This window comes from Salipiger sp. ABN3_019 (assembly GCF_056158605.1).
Map to the genome: position 1 here is coordinate 191,767 of NZ_JBSWTP010000001.1, position 22,804 is coordinate 214,570.

General features: G+C 64.8%; 18 protein-coding genes and 2 pseudogenes. 11 read left to right on the top strand and 9 right to left on the bottom strand.

What is annotated here, in order from left to right:
• Positions 1-21: 21 nt before the first annotated feature.
• From ACXAD2_RS00940 to ACXAD2_RS00950, 3 genes and pseudogenes are all read right to left on the bottom strand, one after another.
• Positions 22-1,411 (bottom strand): annotated as a pseudogene (locus ACXAD2_RS00940) (ISNCY family transposase).
• Positions 1,412-1,764: 353 nt separating this feature from the next.
• Entirely contained in the window at positions 1,765-2,061 is a 297-nt protein-coding gene (locus tag ACXAD2_RS00945; protein ID WP_475165682.1) for a hypothetical protein, read from the bottom strand.
• Positions 1,995-2,208 (bottom strand): annotated as a pseudogene (locus ACXAD2_RS00950) (IS6 family transposase); the annotation flags it as partial. The pseudogene ACXAD2_RS00950 and the gene ACXAD2_RS00945, both read right to left, overlap by 67 nt.
• A gap of 269 nt (positions 2,209-2,477) precedes the next feature.
• Here ACXAD2_RS00950 and ACXAD2_RS00955 point away from each other — a divergent pair.
• The 9 genes from ACXAD2_RS00955 to ACXAD2_RS00995 all read left to right on the top strand — a co-directional run bounded on the left by ACXAD2_RS00955 (position 2,478) and on the right by ACXAD2_RS00995 (position 13,785).
• A complete protein-coding gene (locus ACXAD2_RS00955) occupies positions 2,478-3,020 on the top strand; it encodes a helix-turn-helix domain-containing protein (protein WP_475165685.1) in 543 nt (180 codons plus the stop codon).
• A gap of 6 nt (positions 3,021-3,026) precedes the next feature.
• Positions 3,027-5,462 (top strand): GcvT family protein, encoded by a 2,436-nt coding sequence (locus ACXAD2_RS00960; RefSeq protein WP_475166058.1) that lies wholly within the window; start codon positions 3,027-3,029, stop codon positions 5,460-5,462.
• 25 nt (positions 5,463-5,487) lie between these two features.
• Positions 5,488-7,935, top strand: a complete 2,448-nt coding sequence (locus ACXAD2_RS00965) for a GcvT family protein (protein WP_475165688.1) — start codon at positions 5,488-5,490, stop codon at positions 7,933-7,935.
• Between the two features lie 39 nt (positions 7,936-7,974).
• Positions 7,975-8,727, top strand: coding sequence for an electron transfer flavoprotein subunit beta/FixA family protein (locus tag ACXAD2_RS00970; RefSeq protein ID WP_475165691.1), 753 nt, complete (start codon positions 7,975-7,977; stop codon positions 8,725-8,727).
• Positions 8,727-9,647 carry an electron transfer flavoprotein subunit alpha/FixB family protein gene (locus tag ACXAD2_RS00975; RefSeq protein ID WP_475165693.1) on the top strand — a complete coding sequence of 307 codons (921 nt, stop codon included), beginning with the start codon at positions 8,727-8,729 and terminating at the stop codon, positions 9,645-9,647. Before ACXAD2_RS00970 ends, ACXAD2_RS00975 begins: the two co-directional genes overlap by 1 nt.
• Positions 9,648-9,650: 3 nt before the next feature.
• Complete coding sequence (gene folD, locus ACXAD2_RS00980) at positions 9,651-10,565, top strand: bifunctional methylenetetrahydrofolate dehydrogenase/methenyltetrahydrofolate cyclohydrolase FolD (protein WP_475165695.1); 915 nt, start codon at positions 9,651-9,653, stop codon at positions 10,563-10,565.
• A complete protein-coding gene (gene purU / locus ACXAD2_RS00985; RefSeq protein ID WP_475165697.1) occupies positions 10,562-11,446 on the top strand; it encodes a formyltetrahydrofolate deformylase in 885 nt (294 codons plus the stop codon). The genes folD and purU overlap by 4 nt, the downstream gene beginning before the upstream one ends.
• 115 nt (positions 11,447-11,561) lie before the next feature.
• A complete protein-coding gene (locus tag ACXAD2_RS00990; RefSeq protein WP_475165701.1) occupies positions 11,562-13,043 on the top strand; it encodes an aldehyde dehydrogenase family protein in 1,482 nt (493 codons plus the stop codon).
• A gap of 10 nt (positions 13,044-13,053) precedes the next feature.
• Positions 13,054-13,785, top strand: a complete 732-nt coding sequence (locus tag ACXAD2_RS00995) for a sulfite exporter TauE/SafE family protein (protein ID WP_475165706.1) — start codon at positions 13,054-13,056, stop codon at positions 13,783-13,785.
• A 163-nt stretch (positions 13,786-13,948) separates the two neighbouring features.
• Here ACXAD2_RS00995 and ACXAD2_RS01000 read toward each other — a convergent pair whose 3' ends face one another.
• The 3 genes from ACXAD2_RS01000 to ACXAD2_RS01010 form a co-directional block, all read right to left on the bottom strand.
• On the bottom strand, positions 13,949-15,211 hold the full coding sequence (locus tag ACXAD2_RS01000; RefSeq protein ID WP_475165710.1) for an ABC transporter permease subunit: 1,263 nt from the start codon (positions 15,209-15,211) through the stop codon (positions 13,949-13,951).
• 1 nt (position 15,212) lies between these two features.
• The gene (locus ACXAD2_RS01005; protein WP_475165713.1) at positions 15,213-16,013 is read right to left on the bottom strand and encodes an ATP-binding cassette domain-containing protein; all 801 of its coding nucleotides are present in this window, start codon (positions 16,011-16,013) and stop codon (positions 15,213-15,215) included.
• A gap of 63 nt (positions 16,014-16,076) precedes the next feature.
• Positions 16,077-17,066, bottom strand: coding sequence for a taurine ABC transporter substrate-binding protein (locus tag ACXAD2_RS01010; protein ID WP_475165717.1), 990 nt, complete (start codon positions 17,064-17,066; stop codon positions 16,077-16,079).
• Positions 17,067-17,337: 271 nt separating this feature from the next.
• Here ACXAD2_RS01010 and ACXAD2_RS01015 point away from each other — a divergent pair, with 271 nt between their 5' ends.
• Together ACXAD2_RS01015 and pdxR are read left to right on the top strand one after the other, a co-directional pair.
• Complete coding sequence (locus tag ACXAD2_RS01015) at positions 17,338-18,717, top strand: aminotransferase family protein (protein WP_475165718.1); 1,380 nt, start codon at positions 17,338-17,340, stop codon at positions 18,715-18,717.
• Positions 18,718-18,783: 66 nt separating this feature from the next.
• Complete coding sequence (pdxR, locus tag ACXAD2_RS01020) at positions 18,784-20,244, top strand: MocR-like pyridoxine biosynthesis transcription factor PdxR (RefSeq protein ID WP_475165719.1); 1,461 nt, start codon at positions 18,784-18,786, stop codon at positions 20,242-20,244.
• Positions 20,245-20,281: 37 nt separating this feature from the next.
• Here pdxR and ACXAD2_RS01025 read toward each other — a convergent pair whose 3' ends face one another.
• Genes ACXAD2_RS01025 through iolE form a run of 3 tightly spaced genes read right to left on the bottom strand, consistent with a single transcriptional unit; the run spans position 20,282 to position 22,794 of the window.
• Positions 20,282-21,061, bottom strand: a complete 780-nt coding sequence (locus ACXAD2_RS01025) for a TIM barrel protein (RefSeq protein WP_475165723.1) — start codon at positions 21,059-21,061, stop codon at positions 20,282-20,284.
• A gap of 33 nt (positions 21,062-21,094) precedes the next feature.
• A complete protein-coding gene (gene iolB, locus ACXAD2_RS01030; protein WP_475165726.1) occupies positions 21,095-21,889 on the bottom strand; it encodes a 5-deoxy-glucuronate isomerase in 795 nt (264 codons plus the stop codon).
• 11 nt (positions 21,890-21,900) lie between these two features.
• Positions 21,901-22,794, bottom strand: a complete 894-nt coding sequence (gene iolE / locus ACXAD2_RS01035; protein WP_475165729.1) for a myo-inosose-2 dehydratase — start codon at positions 22,792-22,794, stop codon at positions 21,901-21,903.
• Between the last annotated feature and the right edge of the window lie 10 nt (positions 22,795-22,804).

The window sequence follows — 22,804 nt, forward strand, 5'->3', positions numbered from 1 at the left end:
CGCGGCGACGCGGCGACAGCGTCATTCCGGGGGTGCTGCGGCCCGCGCCTTTGCCTGGCGCGCTGCCAGCGAGTTCCAGCCGTCGTTGCGGCGACCTGTCGGCTCGTAGCGGGTCCGCTGCTTGCCGGCCCGCCGCTTCTTCGGACGCGCCTTGTCCTGCTCGGCCTTGATGTATTCCAGCACCGCGCTCAGATGCTTGTTCTCGGTGATCGCGGCATGGCTGACGCGCTGGTCTTTGTCGAACACGGAGTAGGGCAGCGACACGCCTTTCCAGCGGACTTCGAACCGGCCATCGGGGAACTCGTAGGTGTCGACATACTTGCCAGGCAGTGCGCGCGTGATGTCGTTCTCCGCAAGGATGATGCGCTGCCGCTCATAGGAGAAGGCCAGTTGCCTGGTGACATAGCGCTCATCGCGGAAGCACAGGATCTCTCGCAGACGTTCCGGTTCCATGTTCAGGGACCGGTGCAGGTTGTCGGCCCGTAGCGGCGCCTTGGCGAACTTCGCATTATGGCGCGCCAAGAACCTTGGCAGGATCGCGTTGCCGGCTGCCATGTCGCAGACGCCTGCCAGCCGTAGTTCCTTCACCAGCCGATCCTGCAGGGTACGGTTCGCGCGCTCGACGCGGCCCTTTGCCTGGCTGCTGTTTGCACAGAGGATCTCGATGTTCAGATCGTTCAGCGCCCGACCGAACTGGGTCATGCCATGGCCCGACTTCGCCCCTTGCTTGGCGACACGGAACACCGAGTGTTTGTCGGAATAGCGAGCCTTGGTCCGCCATTGGTTCGAGGACAATGGCGAGCGCCACGGGCCGGCCGTGCGCCGCGAGATACCGCTCGAGCGCGCCGAAATAGCTGAAGGTGCTCTCAGAGGCTACAAACTCCAGGTGCATCAGCGTGCTGGTGGCGTCGTCGACAAAGGCCAGCAACGTGCAGGCCGGACCACGTTCCTCGAACCAGGCGTGATCAGAGCCGTCTATCTGCACGAGTTCGCCATAGCAGTCCCGGCGCCGGCGCGGCTGGTGAAACATTCTGCGCTGCTTGCGCGACAGCCAGATGCCGACATCCTGCATCCATTTGCGCAAGGTCTCCCGCGACACCTACAGGCCATGGTCTTCCGCCAGCTTCTCGGCTGCGAACGTGGGCCCAAAGTCGGCGTAGCGCTCACGGATCAGCGTCAGCGCAAACTCACGCACCGCGGGATCGATCCGGTTGTTGGACGGACGTCCGCGGGCCTTGTGCCGGATCGCCGCCGGACCATCGGCCTGGAACGTCTTCAGAAGCCGATGAACCTGCCTTCGGCTCAAGCCCAGGACCGAGGCTGCCGCCACCGCAGACATCCGGCCTTGCACCACATCACTCAGGACTTCGATCCGGTTCAGCTCGCGCTCGCTCATGACCACCAATCCCACGGCCGCACTCCAATCCTGCCCAATCAGGGGAGTGTGACACTTCAGCTTTGCTCATGTGAGACATTCTAACTTGGCGCTTACACTCTTACTTCGGGTAAAAACGGATTATGTGATTCCATTACCCGTGGCACAGCTGCTGGCAGGATCGCTGATCGCGCTTGTCGCCTGGATGATGCTGTCGCCGTTCCTCTGACAACCCATTCACGGCGCGGACGGTCGCCTTCGCCCACAGTGCAGAGCGGAAAAGGCCCGCCATTGGCGGGCCCTTTGGCAATTGGCATGCATGTGCCCTCGCGCGGGGCAAGTTGGGCCTACTGCTCGGCGTCTGCCGCCGCTCAAGCGGGATCAGTGGGTCAGGCCGCTGTCGCCACGGCGAGGATGTTGTAGGGCAGCCCCTCGACCGGGATCGTCACCGTTCCTGCAAGACTTGCGGGGTCGACAAGCCGCACCAATCCCTCAAGCGGATCGGTGAGCGCGATGCGGTCCCCCGCCACGGCCAGGCGCGGACGTGGATCGCGCCAGTGCCCATCCATCGAGCAAGGCTGCGTGATGCGGGCCGAGGCCTCGATTTGCGCCGGGTGTTGTCTGCGGCGGCGGGCCAGGCGCGCCTGATGCAGTGTGCGAAATGCTGACCAAACCGGTTCACCCATTTGCGAACGGCTTAACGGCTGACGACTACGCCTCGCTCGGCGAGCGGACCCTCTAAATCCGCCGTACTCAGCGCGAGCCGATGGTCGGCCCAGACGGCGTCTGGGGATGATCACGCGGGGGAAATGCAAGCCTTTCAGGCGCGGTATCTAAGGTGGGATCTTCATTTCCACCAGTTAGACCGGCTCAACACGGAAAGCAAATTGGCACTCCCTCCTCCAATTGTCGCCCAAGGAATGAAAGAGCCATCGGCGAAACTGCCCGTTTCTTAGGCGAAAACCACACCCTTTGCAACTGATGAAAAAGTGTTGTCTTTTTTCACTTGTGCGAAATGAAAATATTTACGAGTTTTTCACTGAGCCTATTTGGTGGCAACCAGCATAGCGGACCACGACTGGGACGAGAATCCGGAGATCATATGATCGGACAAGATATCAAGGCGTTACGGGTAGCCCGTCAGCTCACGCTTCAGGCATTGGCGAAGGCGCTCGACCGTTCCGTTGGCTGGATGAGCCAAGTGGAGCGCGGCTTGTCGGAGCCCTCCATGAAGGATCTGCGAGCGATGGCGCGGATCTTCGACGTGCCCCTGTCGATGTTCTTCGGCGCCACCGACGCCCCCCCGGAGGAGCGCGGATACGTGGTCCGGGCAACTGCGCGCCGCGAAATCGGTGAGCGGGACGAAGGTCTTGTCGAGTCGCTCGTGTCGCCCGATCTGACCGACGATTTCGAAGTCATCCACTCGACCTTCCTGCCGGGCAGTGCGCTCGACGAGCCCAAACAACGCGCCACCACCGAAGTGGCCTACCTTATCTCCGGGCGGCTCGACATCTTCATCGGTGATCAGCGGTTCACCATCGACGCGGGCGACAGCTTCCGCATCAAGGGCTCGGAATACCGCTGGGCCAACCCCTACGACGACCCCGCCTGCGCGATCTGGGTCATCTCCCCCCCTGTCTACTGAGGTTTCATCATGGCTCTTCCCTCCACGGCCCGTGTGGTCATCATCGGCGGCGGTGTCGTCGGCACCTCCGCGCTGTATCATCTGGCCAAGGCCGGCTGGACCGATTGTGTCCTGCTCGAAAAGAACGAGCTGACGGCGGGCTCCACATGGCATGCGGCGGGCAACTGCCCCAACTTCGCCGCTAATTACGGCATTATGAACATGCAGCGCTATGGGCTGGCGATGTATCGTGATCTGGCCGCCGAGGTGGATTACCCGATCAACTACCACGTCACCGGCGCGGTGCGGCTGGCCCACACCCACACGCGCATGATGGAATTCGAACGCGTGCGCGACATGGCCGCCCAGATGGGTCTGCAAATGGACATGTGCACGCCCGATGAACTTCAGGCCCACATGCCTTTCATGGAAACCCATGATCTGGAAGGCGGGCTGTGGGATCCGCTCGATGGCGATATCGACCCCTCTCAGGTCACGCAGGCACTGGCCAAGGGCGCTCGCGCGCTTGGCGCCACCATCGCCCGCTTTACCCCCGCCACCGGCGTCAGCCGGGAGAATGGGGAGTGGGTGGTGCACACCGATCAGGGCGATATCCGAGCCGAATTCGTGGTCAACGCCGCCGGCTACTACGCCGCCCGCGTCGGCGAATGGTTCCTGCCCCACGGCGGGCGCGAGGTGCCGCTCACCGTCATGAGCCACCAGTATTTCCTCACCGAGGCGATCCCCGAGATCAAGGCCTGGACCGAGGAGAACAAGCGCAAGGTGCCGATGCTGCGCGACGTCGACAGCTCCTACTACCTGCGGCAGGACACCTTTTCGCTGAACCTCGGCCCCTATGAGCGAAACTGTCAGGTTGGTTGGGCGTCGGGCGCGGAGATGCCCGAGGATTTCAGCTTCCAGCTTTATCCCGACGATCTCGACCGTCTGGAGTGGTACATCATGGACGCGATGGAGCGCGTGCCGCTTCTGGGGTCCCAGGGCGTTCAGCGCAACATCAACGGCCCGATCCCCTACGCCCCCGATGGCCTGCCGATGATCGGCCCGATGCCGGGCGTGCCCAATGCCTTCGAGGCGCACAGCTTCACCTTCGGCATCGCGCAGGGGGGCGGCGCAGGCAAGGTGCTGTCGGAATGGATCATGCACGGCTACACCGAATGGGACATGTGGTCGGTCGATCCGCGCCGCTACACCGACCACGCCGATGCCGGGTTCACCACGGCCAAGGTGATAGAGACCTACGGCCACGAATACGCGATGCACTTCCCGCATCACGAATGGCCTGCGGGCCGCGACAAGAAGCTCTCGCCCAACCATGAGCGCCTGCTGGCCGATGGCGCGCAGATGGGCGCCTACAACGGCTGGGAGCGCGCAAACTGGTTCGCCAAAGAGGGTGACGACACCTCCGAAGATGCGACGCACACCTGGGACCGAAATGGCCCATGGCAGGCCCGCGTCCGCGAAGAGGTGCTGGCCGTGCGCGATGGCGCAGGGGTGATCGATCTTGCCGGGTTCTCGCGCTTCGGCGTTTCGGGCGACGGCGCGGCAGAGGCGCTGCGAGGCCTCATTACCGGGGCCCTGCCCAAGGTGGGGCGGATGAACCTGATCTACATCGCCGACGACCGGGGCCATGTGCTGACAGAGATGTCCTGCATCCGCCACGGCGAGGATGATTTCACCCTGACGACCGCTGCCGTCGCCCTCTGGCACGATGCCGAGATCCTGCGCGCCGCCATGCCCGAGACTGTGACGGTCACCGACAAGACCCGCGATGTCGTGGGCATGCTGGTCACCGGTCCGACCTCGCGTGATGTGCTGGCCGGGATCTCTGATGCCGACCTCACCCTCGGCTGGCTCACCCACCAGCAGGCCAAGGTGGCGGGCAAGCCCGCGATGCTGGCGCGCGTCTCCTTTGTCGGGGAACTGGGGTGGGAGGTGCATTGCGCCCCCGAGGATGCCGCGCCGGTTTATGCCGCGATCCGCGATGCAGGGGCCACGCCCTTCGGAATGTATGCACTCAATTCCATGCGGATCGAAAAGGGTTATCTCACGTGGAAGGGCGATCTGTCCGCCGATTACACCCTGTTCGAGACCGGCCTCGGCCGCTTCGTCAAACTGGACAAGCCGCAGGATTTCCCCGGCAAACCCGCGCTGGCAAAGGCGCAGCAACAGCCCGCCAAACGGCTCGCGTCTCTGACCGTCGAAACCGGGCAGCAGGATGCCCCCTACATGGCCAGCGTCTTTGCTGACGGCGAACTGGCGGGCGTGGTGCTGTCCTCGGCCTACGGCCACCGCGTTGAGGCGGCCATCGCGCTGGCGATGCTGGATGCCTCTGTCCCTGCAGGCGCTTCGGTCGAGGTGGCCGTCTACGGCCAGCGGCTGAGCGCCACGGTCAATGAAACGCCAACCCTGTGGGATGAAGACAACGCCCGCATCCGCGCCTGACCCCGGATCTGAAAGGACGCCCAACATGGCCCTCCCCCCTGAACGCGCCCGCGTCGTGATCGTCGGCGGCGGTGTGATCGGCTGCTCTGTCGCCTATCACCTCACACAACTCGGCTGGAAAGACGTGGTGCTGCTCGAACGCAAGCAGCTGACCTCCGGCACCACATGGCACGCCGCGGGCCTCATCGCCCAGCTGCGCGCCACCAAGAACATGACCAAACTGGCGAAATATTCGCAGGAACTCTACGGCAAGCTCGAAGAGGAAACCGGCGTCGCCACCGGTTTCCGCCGCAACGGCTCGATCACCGTGGCCCTGAGCGACGAGCGCCGCGAGGAGATCCTGCGGCAAGCGTCGATGGCCCGCGCCTTCGGTGTCGAGGTCGAAGAGATCAGCCCGTCGGAGCTGAAAACCCGCTATCCGCATGTGAACGTTGATGACGTGAAGGCCGCCGTCTACCTCGACAAGGACGGGCAAGGCGACCCCGCCAACATCGCGCTGGCGCTGGCCAAGGGCGCCAGGATGCGCGGCGCACAGGTGATCGAGCGTACCAGGGTCACTGGCTTTGGCCGCGACGGGCGCCGTATCGACAGCGTTTCCTGGCAGTCCGAGAGCGGCGAGAGCGGCACCATCCAATGCGAAATGGTGGTGAACTGCGCCGGCATGTGGGGCCACGAGGTCGGCCGCCAGATGGGCATCAACGTGCCGCTGCATGCCTGCGAGCACTTCTACATCGTCACCGACACCATCCCCGGCCTGACCCAGCTGCCCACCCTGCGCGTCCCCGAGGAATGCGCCTACTACAAGGAAGACGCCGGCAAGCTGCTGCTCGGCGCCTTTGAACCGGTGGCCAAGCCCTGGGGCATAAACGGCATCTCCGAAGACTTTGAGTTCGACCAGCTGCCCGAGGATTTCGACCATTTCGAGCCGATCCTCGAACAGGCGGTGAACCGGATGCCCCTGCTGGCCGAGGCGGGCATCCACACCTTCTTCAATGGTCCCGAAAGCTTCACCCCCGATGACGCCTATCACCTTGGCCTTGCGCCGGGGATGGACAATGTCTGGGTCGCCGCCGGCTTCAACTCCATCGGTATCCAGTCGGCGGGCGGCGCGGGATCGGCGCTGGCCTCGTGGATGGACACGGGCGAAAAGCCGTTCGATCTGGGCGATGTGGACATCGCGCGGATGCAGCCCTTCCAAGGCAACAAGACCTATCTCTTTGAGCGGTCGAAGGAAACGCTGGGCCTGCTCTACGCCGATCACTTCCCCTATCGGCAAAAGGCCACCGCCCGCGGTATCCGCCGCTCGCCGCTGCATGACGCGCTGCTGCGCGAGGGCGCGGTCATGGGCGAGTTGGCCGGCTGGGAGCGTGCCAACTGGTTCGCGGACGCAGGCCAGACGCCGGAATATCGCTACAGCTGGAAGCGCCAGAACTGGTTCGACAACGCCGCCCGCGAACACAAGGCGATCCGCGAAAACGTCGGCATCTACGACATGTCGTCCTTCGGCAAGATCCGAGTTGAAGGCCCGGATGCGCAAGCGTTCCTCAACTACGTCTCCGCCTCCAACCTGTCGGTCCCGGTGGGCAAGATCGTCTACAGCCAGCTACTCAACGCCTCCGGCGGGATCGAAGCGGATGTGACCATCACCCGCCTGTCCGAAACCGCCTACCTCGTCGTCACCCCCGCCGCCACGCGGCTGGCCGATCAGGAATGGCTGCGCCGCCACATGGGCGATTTCCGCGTGACGCTCTTTGATGCCACCGGGTCCGAGGCGGTGATCTGCGTCATGGGCCCCAAATCGCGCGATCTGCTCTCCCGCGTTTCGCCGGCTGATTTCTCCAACGAGGCCAACCCCTTCGGCACCGCGCAAGAGATCGAGATCGGCATGGGCCTCGCCCGCGCGCACCGCGTCACCTATGTCGGCGAACTGGGGTGGGAGCTGTATGTTAGCACCGACATGGCCGCCCATGTCTTCGAGGTGCTGCGCGAGGCAGGCCGCGACATGGACGCAAAGCTCTGCGGGCTGCACATGATGGACAGCTGCCGCATCGAAAAGGGCTTTCGCCACTTCGGGCATGACATCTCGTCCGAGGATCACATCTTGGAGGCCGGCCTCGGCTTCGCCATCAAGAAGACAGATGTGGATTTCGTCGGCCGCGACGCCGTTCAGCGCAAGCGCGACGAGGGCCTACGAAACCGCCTCGTCCAGTTCAAGCTGACCGACCCGGAGCCGATGCTCTATCACGCCGAACCCATCGTGCGCGACGGTGCCATTGTCGGCTACCTCGCATCCGGCGCCTACGGCCACCACCTCGGCGCGGCGATGGGCATGGGCTACGTCCCCTGCCCCGGCCAGTCGGTTCAGGATGTGCTTGGCTCCACCTACGAGATTGAGGTCGCCGGGCGCCGCATCAGGGCCGAAGCCTCGCTCAAACCCTTCTATGACCCGAAATCGGAGCGCGTGAAGGTCTGACCTTCCCGGGCCCCCGCAACCAACAGGAGCACGCAAGAGATGAAGATCCTTGTCCCCGTCAAGCGCGTGATCGACTACAACGTGAAGGTCCGCGTCAAACCGGACGGCAGCGGTGTCGATCTGGCCAACGTCAAGATGTCGATGAACCCCTTCGACGAAATTTCGGTCGAGCAGGCGATCCGCCTGAAGGAAGCCGGGACCGCAACCGAGGTGGTCGTCGTCTCCATCGGTGACAAGAAGGCGCAGGAAACCCTGCGCACCGCACTGGCCATGGGCGCCGACCGCGCCATTCTCGTCGAGGCCGAGACCGGCGACGATATCGAGCCGCTGACCGTCGCCAAGATCCTGGCCAAGATGGTAGCCGACGAGGCCCCCGAGCTGGTCATCGCCGGCAAGCAGGCGATTGACAACGACATGAACGCCACCGGCCAGATGCTGGCTGCGCTCCTCGGCTGGGGTCAGGCAACTTTTGCCTCCGAGGTCGAAGTAGAGGGCGGCAAGGCCTCTGTCACCCGTGAGGTCGACGGTGGCTTGCAGACCATCTCGGTCAAGTTGCCGGCCGTCATCACCACCGACCTGCGCCTGAACGAGCCGCGCTACGCCTCGCTCCCCAACATCATGAAGGCCAAGAAAAAGCCGCTCGAAGAGAAGACTGCCGCCGATTGCGGCGTCGATCTCGCCCCGCGCCTCAAGGTGCTGGCAACCGAAGAACCGGCAGGCCGCGCGGCGGGGATCACCGTCGGCTCGGTCGAGGAATTGGTCGGCAAACTCAAGGAACAGGGGCTGGTCTGATGGCTGTACTTCTACTGGCAGAAATGGCAGGCGGCGCGCTGGCGCTGGATGCAACCGCCAAGGCCGTCACGGCGGCGGCGCAACTGGGCGAGGTGACTGCGCTGGTCTGTGGTCCCACGGCAGCGGGCGAAGAGGCCGCAAGCCTTGAGGGCGTGGCAAAGGTGCTCGTCTGCGAAGATGCCGCCGTGGCCAACGGTCTGGCCGAGAACCTGGCTCAGCTGATCCTCGACCAGGCGCAGGGCTTCACTCATATCGTGGCCCCGGCGGGCAACTCCGGGCGCAACGTGCTGCCCCGCGTAGCCGCTCTGCTCGACGCGATGGTGATGACCGACGTGACCGAGGTGGTCTCGGCAGATACCTTCAAGCGGCCGATCTACGCTGGCAACGCGATCCAGACCGTCCGGTCGATCGATCCGGTCAAGGTGCTGTCGATCCGCACAACCGGCTTCGAGGCCGCCGGCACCGGCGCGGCCGCTCCGGTAGAGACCGTGGCACTGTCCGCTGTGTCCGACCTCAGCGTGCATGTGGAAGACAAGGTCGTCTCCTCCGACCGGCCCGAGCTGACCTCGGCCAAGGTGGTCGTCTCCGGCGGTCGCGGCATCGGCTCCGAGGAGAACTTCGCCCTCGTCTCGACCCTCGCGGACAAGCTGGGCGCGGCGGTCGGTGCCTCGCGCGCGGCGGTGGACTCGGGCTTTGCCTCCAATGACCTCCAAGTCGGCCAGACCGGCAAGGTGGTGGCGCCCGACCTCTATATTGCCGTCGGCATCTCCGGCGCGATCCAGCACCTCGCGGGGATGAAGGACAGCAAGGTGATCGTCGCGATCAACAAGGACGAAGACGCCCCGATCTTTCAGGTCGCGGACTACGGCCTTGTGGCCGACCTCTTCGACGCCGTGCCGACACTGACAGAGGCGCTCTGATCGATGGGCGCGCAGCTGATAGACGGCAAGGCCTACGCGCAGGCGGTCCGAACCCGCGTCGGTCTGCGCGTCCGCGAACTGGTGGCCGAGACCGGGCAAACGCCCGGTCTGACCGTGGTGCTGGTGGGCCATGACCCCGCTTCGGAAATCTACGTCCGCTCCAAGGGCAAGCAGGCGGTGGAGGCAGGCATGGCCTCCTTCGAGCACCGCCTGCCCGCTGACACCAGCGCCGAAACCCTCCTAGCGCTGATCCACCAACTCAACGAAGACAGCCTCGTGCATGGCATCCTCGTGCAACTGCCGCTGCCGGATCATCTGGATGCGCGCGCGGTGATCAACGCGATCTCGCCGCAAAAGGACGTGGACGGCTTTCATATCTCGAACGTCGGAATGGTCGGCACGGGGCAAGATGCCATCGTGCCCTGTACGCCGCTGGGCTGCATGATGATGCTGCGCACCCTGCACGACGACTTTCGCGGCAAGACCGCGCTGGTCATCGGCCATTCCAACGTGGTTGGCAAACCGATGGCGCGGCTGCTGCTGAATGCCGATTGCACGGTGATGGTGGCGCACAAGTCTTCGACCAACATCCCCGAACTGGCGCGCATGGCCGATATCGTCGTGGCCGCCGCGGGCGTGCCCGGGCTGGTCAAGGCCGATTGGCTCAAGCCCGGTGCCACGGTCATCGACGTCGGGATCAACCGCGTTGCGGCCCCCGACCTCGGGCCGGACAAGACGCGCATCACGGGCGATGTCGACATCGCCGCGCGTGAGATTGCCGGTGCCATCACCCCCGTGCCCGGCGGTGTCGGCCCCATGACCATCGCCTGCCTGCTGGCCAACACACTCTCTGCCTATTGTCACCTGCTCGGCCTGCCCGACAGTCCCATCTCCCTAGACCCCCAGGACCCGACATGACCAAGTTTTGCCTGACCGTGACCTGCCCCTCCCGGCGCGGAATTGTCGCTGCGATCTCGACTTTCCTTGCCGACCATGCCTGCAACATCACCGACAGCGCCCAGTTCGACGATCAGGAGACGGGCCAGTTCTTCATGCGCATCAGCTTCGTGCCGGAGGACGGCGCGGCGCTGGAGGCTCTGAACACCGGATTCGCCACCATCGCCGAAGAGATGGAGATGACCTACGCCTTCCACGACGAGGCCGAGAAGATGAAGGTCGTCATCATGGTCTCTCGCTTTGGCCACTGCCTGAATGATCTGCTCTACCGGGTGAAGATCGGCGCGCTCCCTGTCGAGGTGGTGGCGGTGATCTCCAACCACATGGATTACCAGAAAGTCGTGGTAAACGCCGATATCCCCTTCCACTGCATCAAGGTGACGAAGGACAACAAGCCGCAGGCCGAAGCCGCCATCATGAAGGTGGTCGAGGATACCGGCGCGGAGCTGATCGTGCTGGCCCGCTACATGCAGATCCTCAGTGACGAGATGTGCCAGAAGATGTCGGGCCGGATCATCAACATCCACCACTCCTTCCTGCCGTCGTTCAAGGGCGCGAACCCCTACAAGCAGGCCTACGAGCGCGGCGTGAAGCTGATCGGCGCGACCTCGCACTACGTCACCGCCGACCTCGACGAGGGGCCGATCATCGAACAGGATACCGTGCGCATCACCCATGCCCAAAGCGCGACGGACTACGTGTCGCTGGGCCGCGACGTTGAAGCCTCCGTGCTGGCGCGCGCCATCCACGCCCACGCCCATCACCGCGCCTTTCTCAATGGCAACAAGACGGTGGTCTTCCCTGCTTCGCCGGGCAGCTTTTCCTCGGAACGGATGGGCTGAACCGGACGCCGAAACCGGCCTTACAGATAGAGATAATTGGACCTAATCGCAGGTGTGATCCGGCGGTACGCAAGGGTGACCGCGCATGATCACGCGCCTGAAGACGAGAGCACACATGACCACACCGCAGCAAACCCCCGAAGACATCATCGCAAGCTACGCGGGCGTGAACCTGATCGGCAATGCCCGTGTCCCTTCCGCTGTCACGCTCGACGTGCTGAACCCGGCCACCGGGGCCGTGATCGGCGCGGCTGCTGCAAGCGACGCGGCAGAGACCGCCACCGCCGTGGACTGCGCGCGCGAGGCACAGATCGCCTGGGCGCAGGTGCCCGCGCGCGACCGGGGCAAGGCCGTCGCTGCCGCCGCCCGCGCCGTGGCGGACAAGGCCGAGCTGATAGCGCAGGTGCTCGCCCGCGAGACCGGCAAGGCCATCCGCACCGAATGCCGGGGCGAGGTCACTGTCGCCACCGACATCGTGGAATTCTACGGCGGCCTCGGCTCCGAGCTGAAGGGCCAGACCGTGCCCTACAACCCGCGCATGCTGACCATGACCACGCGCGAGCCGCTCGGCGTCGTGGCGGCCATCGTGCCCTGGAACGTGCCGCTCGTGCTCTTCGCGCTGAAGGTCGGCCCGGCGCTGGTTGCGGGCAATACCGTGGTGGTCAAATCGTCAGAGGAGGCGCCCTTTGCCACTTATCTCTTTGCCGAGCTGATGATGCAGCACCTGCCGGCGGGCGTGCTGAACGTGGTGAACGGCACCGGCGCGACATGCGGCAACGCGCTCACCAGCCACGCGGACGTGGCCAAGATCACCTTCACCGGCTCCGAGGCCGTAGGCGAGACCATCAACAGGATCGGCGCGAGCCGGATCATTCCCGTCTCGCTGGAACTGGGCGGCAAATCCGCGATGATCGTCTGCGCCGATGCTGATCTGGACAAGGCCGTAGCCGGGGCGATCTCGGGCATGCGCTTCACCCGGCAGGGCCAGAGCTGCACCGCCGCCAGCCGCATCTATGTTCATGACAGCCTGCACGATGCCTTCATGGAACGGCTCGGCGCGGCGCTCGACAAGCTGGTCATCGGGGACCCGCTGGACGAGGCCACGGACATCGGCACCATCATCAACGCCAAGCAAGTTGCGACCATCGACAGCTACATCGCCAAGGCCGAGGCCACCCCCGGCGCGCAGGTTCACCGCTATGGCGCCCTGCCAGATGATGCCGCGCTGTCGCCGGAGCTGTTTGCCCGGCCGACCATCCTCACCAGCCTGCCCGACGATCATCCGTGCGTGATGGAAGAGATCTTCGGCCCCGTCGCCGTGGTCAAAGGCTGGTCTGACTACGACGCGGTGCTGACCTTGGCGAACTCGACGCACTACGGCCTGGCCGCGTCGGTCTGGACCGGCAGCCTGTCCACCGCGCTCGACAGCACGGCGCGGCTGAACGCGGGCTATGTGCAGGTGAACCAGAACCTGACGATCCAGCCCAACGTCTCCTACGGCGGGTTCGGCCGGTCGGGTCAGGGCAAGGAAGCCTCGCTGGAGGCGATGGTCGAGCATTTCACGCGCTCCAAGACCATCGTGATGAACTTCGACTGATACGGCGCTGATGCCCGACATCATCATTCTGGCCGCTTCCACTCTGGCGGCGGGATTCTTGCGGGGCGTGACCGGGTTCGGCTTCGCCCTCGCTGCCGTTCCGCTCTATTCCCTCAGCGTGCCGCCGCTTCAGGCGGTGATCCTGGCGCAGATGCTGCAGATCGCTGCCGCGCCGGTCGATTTTCTGCAAGTTCGCCGTCATGTGGATCGGCGCGCGCTTGGCCTCCTTTGTACCGGGGCGCTGGTCTTTACGCCCGTCGGCGCATTTTTCGCGCTGCACCTGCCGGCGGATGTGCTGCGGCTGGCGATTGCCGTGGTGGTGCTCATGGGGCTGGTGGCGCTTCTGGCACGGTTCGCAGTGCCGGGCGGGCGCGGCGCCACGATCATCGCAGGAGCCATGGCCGGGTTGCTCGGAGGCCTTGCAGCGATGCCCGGCCCGCCCGCCGTCGCCTATTTCTTGGGCCGAAGCGCCGATAGGCGGGTCAGCCGCGCCTCGCTGATGCTGTTCTTTGCCTTCACCGCCTGCGTAGCGCTTGGGTCTCTGGCCCTTGCCGCAGATGTGCTGCGGTGGGAAATGCTGGCGCGGGCTGCCAGCGCCTGGCCGCTGATGATCCTCGGGACATGGGCCGGCACCCGCCTGTTCGAACGTCTGGGCGAAGGTCACTACCGCATCGCTGCGTTGGCGGTGCTGTTCGTGTCGGCGTTTCTGACCGGGGCGAAGGGGCTGACCGGACTGTTCTGAGTAGAAGGACAAAGGCCCCTGCTTGGGTGCGCCATGCCGTGCCTCGACCTCGTTCGGCGCAAGGATCGCCCCCCCGATCGCGCAATCAGCCATACCCACAGCCCCGAACGCAAAACGCCACCCCCGACGGGGTGGCGCTTCTTCTTGCAGGCGGCGGCTCCGGTCAGGAGCGGCCCTTCCACGGCACGAGGTGCCCTTCGGCCTTGCGCATGAGGATGTCGATGGCGAAGCCGATCACGCCGATGATCACGATGCCCATCATCACGATATCCGTCGACTGGAACTTCGAGGCGGCGACGATCATCTTGCCCGCGCCTTTCTCGGCGGCGACCAGCTCGGCGGCGACGACCGTGCCCCAGCAGACCCCCATGGCGACCCGCGCCCCGGTGAAGATCTCGGGCAGCGAGTTGGGCACTATCACATGGCGCAGCACCTGCCATTTGGAGGCACCCAGAGAATAGGCCGCATGGACCTTGATTATGTTCACACCCGACACGCCGGCCCGCGCGGCAATGATCATCACCCAGAGCGCTGCGAGGAAGAGCAGCACGATCTTGCCTTGCTCGCCGATACCGAACCAGATGATCACCAGCGGGATCAGGGCCAGCGGCGGCACCGGGCGCATGAACTCGACGATCGGATCGAACCAGCCGCGCGCCCAGCCCGACAGCCCCATGGCATAGCCCAGCGGGATCCCCACGATGGAGCCCAGCACGAAGCCCGCGACCACCCGCCAGAGCGACCAGCCGACGTGTTCCCAAAGCGAGACATTCTGGTAGCCGTTCTTCGCGATGTCGAAGAACTGTCCCACCACGGCCTCGGGCGCGGGCATCCAGATCGGCTCCATCTGCAGCCCGCTGTCGGGCGTGAAGTTGAGTGAGCCCTTTGCTGTCATGACCACCTGGCCGTGAGGGACGGAGGCCATGCCCCCCGGAGCGATCGGCTGGCCCGCGACGGAGGTGATCCGCGCGTCCTCGCCGTCGTTGCGCTGCGCGCTGATGAGCACCGACCGCCAGGCGGCGACGGTGGCGGTGTCGCTGGTGACGAAGCCGGTCGCCGGGCCGGGCTCAGGGTCTTCGGCCGCCGTGTCGGCGTCATGCACGGTGACGGTCACGGTGCCCTGCCCGGTGCTGCCGTCCGGCGCCTCGGCGGTGTATTCAAAGGACGTGGTGCCGGTATAGGGCCCCGGCACATGGATCGGCACCAGCTTCGATCCGGTGAAGGCGCCCCAGACGAGGAAGACCACCACCAGCGACAACACCGAGGCGATGCGATCCGGTTTCACCGCGCTTTCGTCGCCGAAGGTCACGGTCTTGAGCGAGGTGAAGTCGCGCATCTGCCCGATGCGGCGGCGGATCAGCGTGATCGCGAAGGCCGCGCCGAAGAACAGCGCGACGTAGACGGCAAGTATCAAAAGTCCGGTCATGTCAGTGTTCCGCCCCGCCCATGATTTCCTCTTCCATTTCCCAGATCATCCCGAGGATCTCGTTCTTCATCTCGCCGAACTTCGGGCCTTCCTTGACGCGGCGCAGATCGCCGCCCACGGCCGCGTCGGCAAAGGGCAGACGGTATTCGCGGTGGATGCGCCCGGGGCGCGGCGCCATGACCAGCAGGCGCTCGCCCAGCAGCAGCGCCTCATCGACCGAGTGGGTGATGAGGATGATGGTCTTGCCGGTCTCCTTCCAGAGTTTCAGCACCAGCCCCTGCATCTTCTCCCGGGTCAGCGCGTCGAGCGCGCCCAGCGGTTCGTCCATCAGGATCACGTCGGGATCATTGGCCAGGCAGCGGGCGAGCGCCACGCGCTGCTGCATCCCGCCGGACAGCTCATAGACCGCCTTGCTCTTGAAGGCGCCCAGACCCACCGTATCGAGCAGGTTCTCGACGATCGTGTTACGGTCGACCTCGGACATGCCCTTCATGCGCGGGCCGAAATCCACGTTGTGGCGCACGTTCATCCATTCGAACAGAGCGCCTTTCTGGAACACCATGCCGCGTTCCGACCCCGGTCCGGTCACGGGCCTGCCGTTCAGGGTCACGCCGCCATCGGTCTGCGACAGGAACCCCGCGAGGATGTTCAGCAGCGTGGACTTGCCACAGCCCGATGGCCCGAGCACGGAGATCAGCTCGCCTTTCTGAATGTCGAGCGACACGTCCTGCAGCGCCTGCACATGGCTGCCGTTGGGCAGGTCGAAGCGCATGGACAGGTTGTCGATGCTGAGAAATGACATGGGTCGCCCCCCTTCGATGATCATGCGGCTGGCGGGTCGTGCAACCCGCCAGCCGAGCCGGTGTTATTGCGTGGTGACTGTGGCCGCGAGCGGACCGGTGTTCACCGCGTCCTCGTAGCTCGGCAGCGCAGAATTGATGCTGCCTGCCTCGACGAAGACATCCGCCACGCCCTTCATAAAGGTCGCCGCATTGCCGCCCAGCCACTTTGCCGAGAGTTGCTCTTCGACCGACGGGAAGGAGAAGGTGGCGATGGAGGCCTCGGCCGCTTCGGGCGTCATGCCCGCTTCGGAGGCGATCTTCGCCAGCATCTCGGGCGATCCGGTCTGGGTCCACTCGGCGTTGTACTGTGCGGTGACGGCGAGGAAATCAGACAGCATGTCGGCGTTTTCGATGACGAAGTCGGTGGGCGCCGAGGTCACGTCGAATACGAGAATTCCCAACTCTTCCTTCTCGGCACCGGTCAGCAGCACGTTGCCGTGTTCCTTCATCCGCGCGAGCCCGCCGCCGTACCCACAAGCGAAATCGACTGCGCCCTGCGCCAGCGCCGCTGCGCCATCGGTAGGGGCCATGTCCACCACGGTCAGCGAGGCAACATCGACGCCGAAATGCTCCATCTGACGCAGGAAGCCATAATGCGCTGCGGTGCCCAGCGGCACTGCGACCTTCTTGCCCGCCAGCTCGTCTGCCGAATCCTTGTCGATCTCGAGCATGGTGGCAACGACGCAATTGTCGTTCTCGGAGTAGCTGACGGCCACGTCGACCACCTGCAGCGGCTGGCCTGCCGATGCCGCGACGACGAAAGGAGGCACGCCCTGGCTGATCGAGATCTGCACGTCGCCCGAGGCCATGGCGGCGGACATCGCGGTGCCGGTCTCGAAGGAGACCCAGTTCACATCCATACCGAGCGCCTCGTCATAGGCACCATCGGCCTTGGCGGCGAGGAAGGGCATCGGCCATTCGAGGAAATAGCCCACGGTCAGCTCCTGGGCTGCCGCGGATTGCGCGGTCAGGGCCAGTGCGGCGCCGGTCATCAGTCTGGAAAGGGTGGTCATGGTGGTGTCTCCGTTGTTGGCTCTGTACCGCGGGGCTGCGTCTTCGGGTCTTGTCGCCCGCTGCCTGACGATTGCGGTTGAGACAAAGCAGACACCGCCCGACCGGAGCGGCTCAACGGCCTTCATCAACTGGACTTACAGGTTGGAGCAAACCGGCCCTATTTGAACGGCCTGCCTGGTGAATACCTGGGCGCATTGCGGGCCGCGGGTCGACCACACCCCAGGCTTGCCCCTCCCACCCCCCGTCTTCTCCCCTGAAAGGTCCCGAACGATGAACCGCATCACGCCTCCGAACGATTTCACCGACATCGTCAGCGCCGATCGCGCCCATGTCTGGCACCACCTGACGCAGCACGCGGCGCATGACACGGTCGATCCCGCGATCATGGTCGAGGGCAAGGGGATGCGGGTCTGGAATCAGGCCGGCAAGGAACATCTGGACGCGGTCTCGGGCGGCGTCTGGACGGTGAACGTGGGCTATGGCCGCGCCAGCATCGGCCAGGCCATCGCCGAACAGGTCACGAAGATGAACTATTTCGCGGGCAGCGCCGGGTCGATCCCCGGCGCGCGATTTGCTCAAAAACTCATCGAGAAGATGCCGGGCATGAGCCGGGTCTACTACGTCAACTCGGGCTCCGAGGCCAACGAGAAAGCGTTCAAGATGGTGCGCCAGATCGCCCATAAGCGGTTCGGCGGCAAGAAACACAAGATCCTCTTCCGCGAGCGCGACTACCACGGCGCGACCATCGCCACCATCTCTGCGGGTGGCCAGCCAGAACGCAACGCGGGCTACGGCCCTTTCACGCCGGGCTTCGTCCAGGTGCCGCATTGCCTCGAATACAGGGCGCAATGGGATGTGGAAAACTACGGCGAGCGCGCCGCTGATGCCATCGAGGAGGTCATCCTGCGTGAAGGCCCTGACACCATCGGCGCGCTCTGCCTCGAGCCGGTGACGGCGGGCGGCGGCGTCATCACCCCGCCGGTGGGCTACTGGCAGCGTGTGCGCGAGATCTGCGACCGCTACGATATCCTGCTGCATATCGACGAAGTGGTCTGCGGCGTCGGACGAACAGGCACCTGGTTCGGGTATCAGCACTACGGCATCGTGCCGGACATGGTGACGATGGCCAAGGGCGTGGCCTCCGGCTATGCGGCGATCGCCTGCCTCGTGACCACCCAAGAGGTCTTCGACCGTTTCAAGGACAACGCCGCCGATCCCATGAGCTTCTTCCGCGATATCTCGACCTTCGGCGGCTGCACGGGCGGACCGGCTGCCGCGCTGGAAAACATGGCGATCATCGAAAGCGAAGGGCTGCTGGCCAACACCACCGCCATGGGCGCGCGGCTGATGGACAACCTGCATGCGCTGGCAGAGCGCCATCCGGTGATCGGCGACGTGCGCGGGCTGGGGCTGCTCTGCGGCGCCGAGCTCGTGTCCGACCATGTCAGCAAGGAGCCGGTGCCGGAGGCGCAGGTGAAGGCCGTCGTGGCGGATTGCATGGCGCAGGGCGTCATCATCGGCGCCACATCGCGCGCCCTGCCGGGGATGAACAACACGCTGTGTCTTGCCCCTGCGCTGATCGCCACGGGCGATGACATCGACACGATCACCGATGCCATCGACAGCGCGCTGACACGGGTCTTTGCCTGACGGAAAGGGGCTTGCATGGGGGACTGCCGCGCATAATCTTGCGCGGCAGTCCCCAGAGGAAACGACGTGCCCATTCCGCCGGAAATATTCCTGCTCCCCCACGGGAGCACGGCCACGCTGCAGCAGCAGATCCAGCAGATCGTGGCGGACGCCATCGTCATGGGCCGCTGCGCCCCCGGCGAGCGACTGCCGTCTTCGCGGCGGCTGGCGCAGCACCTTGGCGTGTCGCGGATCACGGTCACGCTGGCCTACAGCGAACTGGTCTCCAACGAATACCTCCACGCCCGCGGCGGCTCGGGCTTCTATGTCGCCGAAAACGCGCCGCGACGTCCGGTCTTCAACGACAGTTGCAAGGGTAGCGCGCCGGGCATCGACTGGCAGCGCCGCCTGCCGCGGACCATTCCCGAACGCGACGACATCCTGCGCCCGCCGAACTGGAGCGACTACCGCTACCCTTTCATCTACGGCCAGTCCGACACAACGCTCTTCGATCACGCCAACTGGCGCAAATGCGCGATGCAGGCGATGGGCCGAAAGGACTTCGACAGCCTCACGCACGACAGCTATCAGCAAGACGATCCGCTGCTGGTGGAATACATCCTGCGTCACATCCTGCCCCGCCGGGGCATCCACGCCGCGCGCGACGAGCTGATCATCACCATGGGCAGCCAGAACGCGCTTTGGATGATCGCGCATCTGCTGCTGGATCAGGCGCCGAGGACCGTGGTCGAGAACCCGTGTTATCCCGGCCTGCGCAAGATCTTCGACCAGAAGGGGCTGGTCGTGACCTCAATCGACGTGGACGAGGACGGGCTTCCGCCAGAGGCGCTGCCGCCGGAATGCGACCTGGTGTTCATCACGCCCAGCCATCATGCGCCGACGAATGCGACCATGCCAGTCGCCCGGCGCAAAGCTCTGCTGGAACGCGCCGACGCGGATGATTTCCTCGTGGTCGAAGACGATTACGAGTTCGAGATTTCCTTCGGCAGCGCCCCCGCCCCTGCGCTGAAATCGCTCGACCGGGCCGGCCGCGTGGTCTACGTCAGCTCGTTTTCCAAGTCGATCTTTCCGGGGCTGCGTCTGGGCTACATGGTGGCCGCCCCCGAGCTGATCCGCGAGGTGCGCCGTCTGCGCAACGTGGTCATGCGCCACCCGCCGAGCCACCTTCAGCGCACCACCGCCAACTTCCTGTCGATGGGTCATTACGACAGCCAGATCCACCGCATGACACGGGTTTACGGCCAGCGCCGCGCCCTCATGGAAAAAGGCCTGAAGGATCTCGATCTCGGCACGGTCGCCCGCAGCGGCTCGGGCGGGTCGTCCTTCTGGATCAAGGCCCCCCCCGGCATCGACACCTCCCGTCTGGCGATGGATCTGCGCGCGCAGTCGTTGCTGATCGAGCCGGGGCAGGCCTTCTTTGCCCGTCGCTCGCCGGACACGACACACTACCGCCTCGCCTATTCGACCATCCCCACCAACCGCATCCAGGACGGTCTGGAGTTGATCGCTGCGGCACTAACAGCTTGATTGTGCGCGAGACGCCGTTGCGTGACCGGCCCGCCGCTCAGATGTCGAAGGCTGCCACGAAAGCATCCAGCGCGGCATCGCTGTCGCCCGCGGCGAAGGCTTCCATACCTACCGGCCCGGCATACCCCATACGCTGCAAAGCACGTGCGACGCCGGAATGGTTGATCTCGCCAGTTCCCGGTTCGCAGCGGCCGGGATTGTCGGCGACCTGCACCTCGCCGATCCAAGGCAGGCAGGCTTCGCACCAGCGGATGAGATCGCCCTCGCCGATCTGCGTGTGATAGAGATCGAGGTTGATGCGCAGCTGCGGGCGGTTCACCGCAGAGACAAGTGAAAGGACATCTGCGGTCGATCCGAACGGGCAACCGGGATGATCCAGCGGGTTGAGGTTCTCCAGCGTGAAGACCACGCCGAGCTCCTCGCCCAGATCGCAGAGCCGGTGCAGCGTGTCGCGCGCGCACAGCTCCATGCCGGGCGAGAACGCCCCGTGCTGCGGGATCGGGATGCCCCCGTCTCCAAGCCCAGTACCATGCAGGTTCAGTCGGTCCACGCCAAGGCGTTTGCCCACGGCGGCGGTCTCACGGGCCGAGGCCAGAAGCATGTCAGCCCCTTCGGCATCCGTCAGCCGACCCTTAAGATAGCCATTCATGATGGTGTAGTTTGCGCCGACCTTTTCCAGTTTGCACAAGTCGTGATCGGGCCAGTTCCAAAGGCCCACGCCCAGGCCGCGCTCGGTCAGACGTGTTGCGCGCCAGTCGATGGGACGGTCCAGCCAGAGCATTTCGGCACAGGCGGCGAGTTGAAAGGTTCGGGACATGCGGGTCACTCCTGCGGGCGCGATGGCCTGGATTTACATGAGGTGTGCAACGGGAGGCGCGGCGACGAAACGCCATTTGCGCAGAGGCCCGGCCATGACGTTAAGGTAGTACATCTCGAAGCCATGCGGCGCTCCGCAGGGGTGGTGGCCACGCGGGACACAGACGACGTCACCATCATGCACGGCCATGGTTTCGTTCAGCTGCAGATCGTCGGTATAGACGCGTTGGATGCCGAAGCCATCCGCCGGGTTCAATCGGTGGTAATAGGTTTCTTCGAGATAGGTGATCCGCGGGAAATCATCTTCGTCGTGGCGATGGCTGGGATAGGACGACCAGTTGCCCGCCGGGGTGAAGACCTCGGTGACCAGCAGGCTGTCGCAGTAAACCTCGTTTTCCATCGCAATGTTGTTGATGAAGCGGATGTTCGACCCTTCACCGCGCTGGGTCAGCTCGATTCCGTCCGGGCCGATCCGCCGCGCCGCGTGGCCCCCTTTGCCGGGGGCCTTGCAGACCGCAATCACGCAGTCCGTCGTGGCCACCGCGGTCCAGTCCGATCCGTTCGGAAGATACAGGCAGTGCGGCGGGGTTTTCTCGAAGACACTCATGCGCGCGCCGAGTTCGCCCCACACCTGACCCGCGCCGCTCAGCTGCGCCTTGCCCTCGACCATGACGAGGATCACCTCGTCGCTGCCGGTGCTCTCTGCGATGCTTTCGCCGGCACGCAACCGCCACAGGTCAAAGCCAACATAGCGCCAACCTGCGCTTTCCGGCGTGATCCGATGCACCTTGCCGTGGGTGCCAAAGGGACGTTTCAAAAGCTCGGGCATTCGGGTCTCCGTCAGATCAGGCCGGTTTCGGCGGCGATACGTTTCAGCGTTGCAAGACCGAGCGTCTGGTACAGCAGCGGGTTGCGCTGGTCCGGGTCCTGTTCCGCTTCGATGACGATCCAGCCGTCGTAGCCATAGGTGCCAAGCACCTTGAGCAGCGGCTCGAAATCAACCTCGCCCTCCTGATCACCCGGGACCGTGAACACCCCGGCCCGCACCCCGTCCATGAAGGACATGCCTTCGGTCTCCACCCGCTCGCGAATTGACGGACGGACGTTCTTGGCATGGAAATGCCGCACGCGGTCGATGTGACGGGACAGGACCTCAGCCGGGACACCACCGCCGAAGGAGCAATGCCCGGCATCGAACAGCAGCTTTGTCGCAGGGCCGGTGGCCGCCATGAAGGCATCGATGTCCTCCGGCGACTGCACCACGGTCCCCATGTGGTGATGGTACACGAGCTCGATGCCCTGCGCCGCGGAATACTGCGCGATTTCCTCGACCTTGGCCCCGAACGCTTTCATGCCTTCTGCATCCAGCACGGGTCGCGTGGTGAGCGGCTGATCCAACCCCTGCACGGAATTGGAGGTCTCGCAGGCGATGCACACCTTGCAACCATTGTGCTTCAGCCGGTCGAGATGCGGCTGGATCGCTGCCTTCTCCTCCTCCACCGACTGCGCCAGCAGGTTCAGCGAATGCCAGGCGGAGATGAAGGCAAGGCCCGCCTCCTCCATCATCACGCGCAGCTCTTCGGGATCGGCGGGCCAGCGGTGGCCGTTCTCGATCCCGTCAAAGCCGATCTGGCGGCCTGCCTCGTCGAGGATGCGGTCGGTGGGAATATGGGCGCCGAGCGTCTGGTCGTCGTCATTGGCCCAGGCGATGGGGTTGGTTCCGAAACGGATCATGTATGGTCTC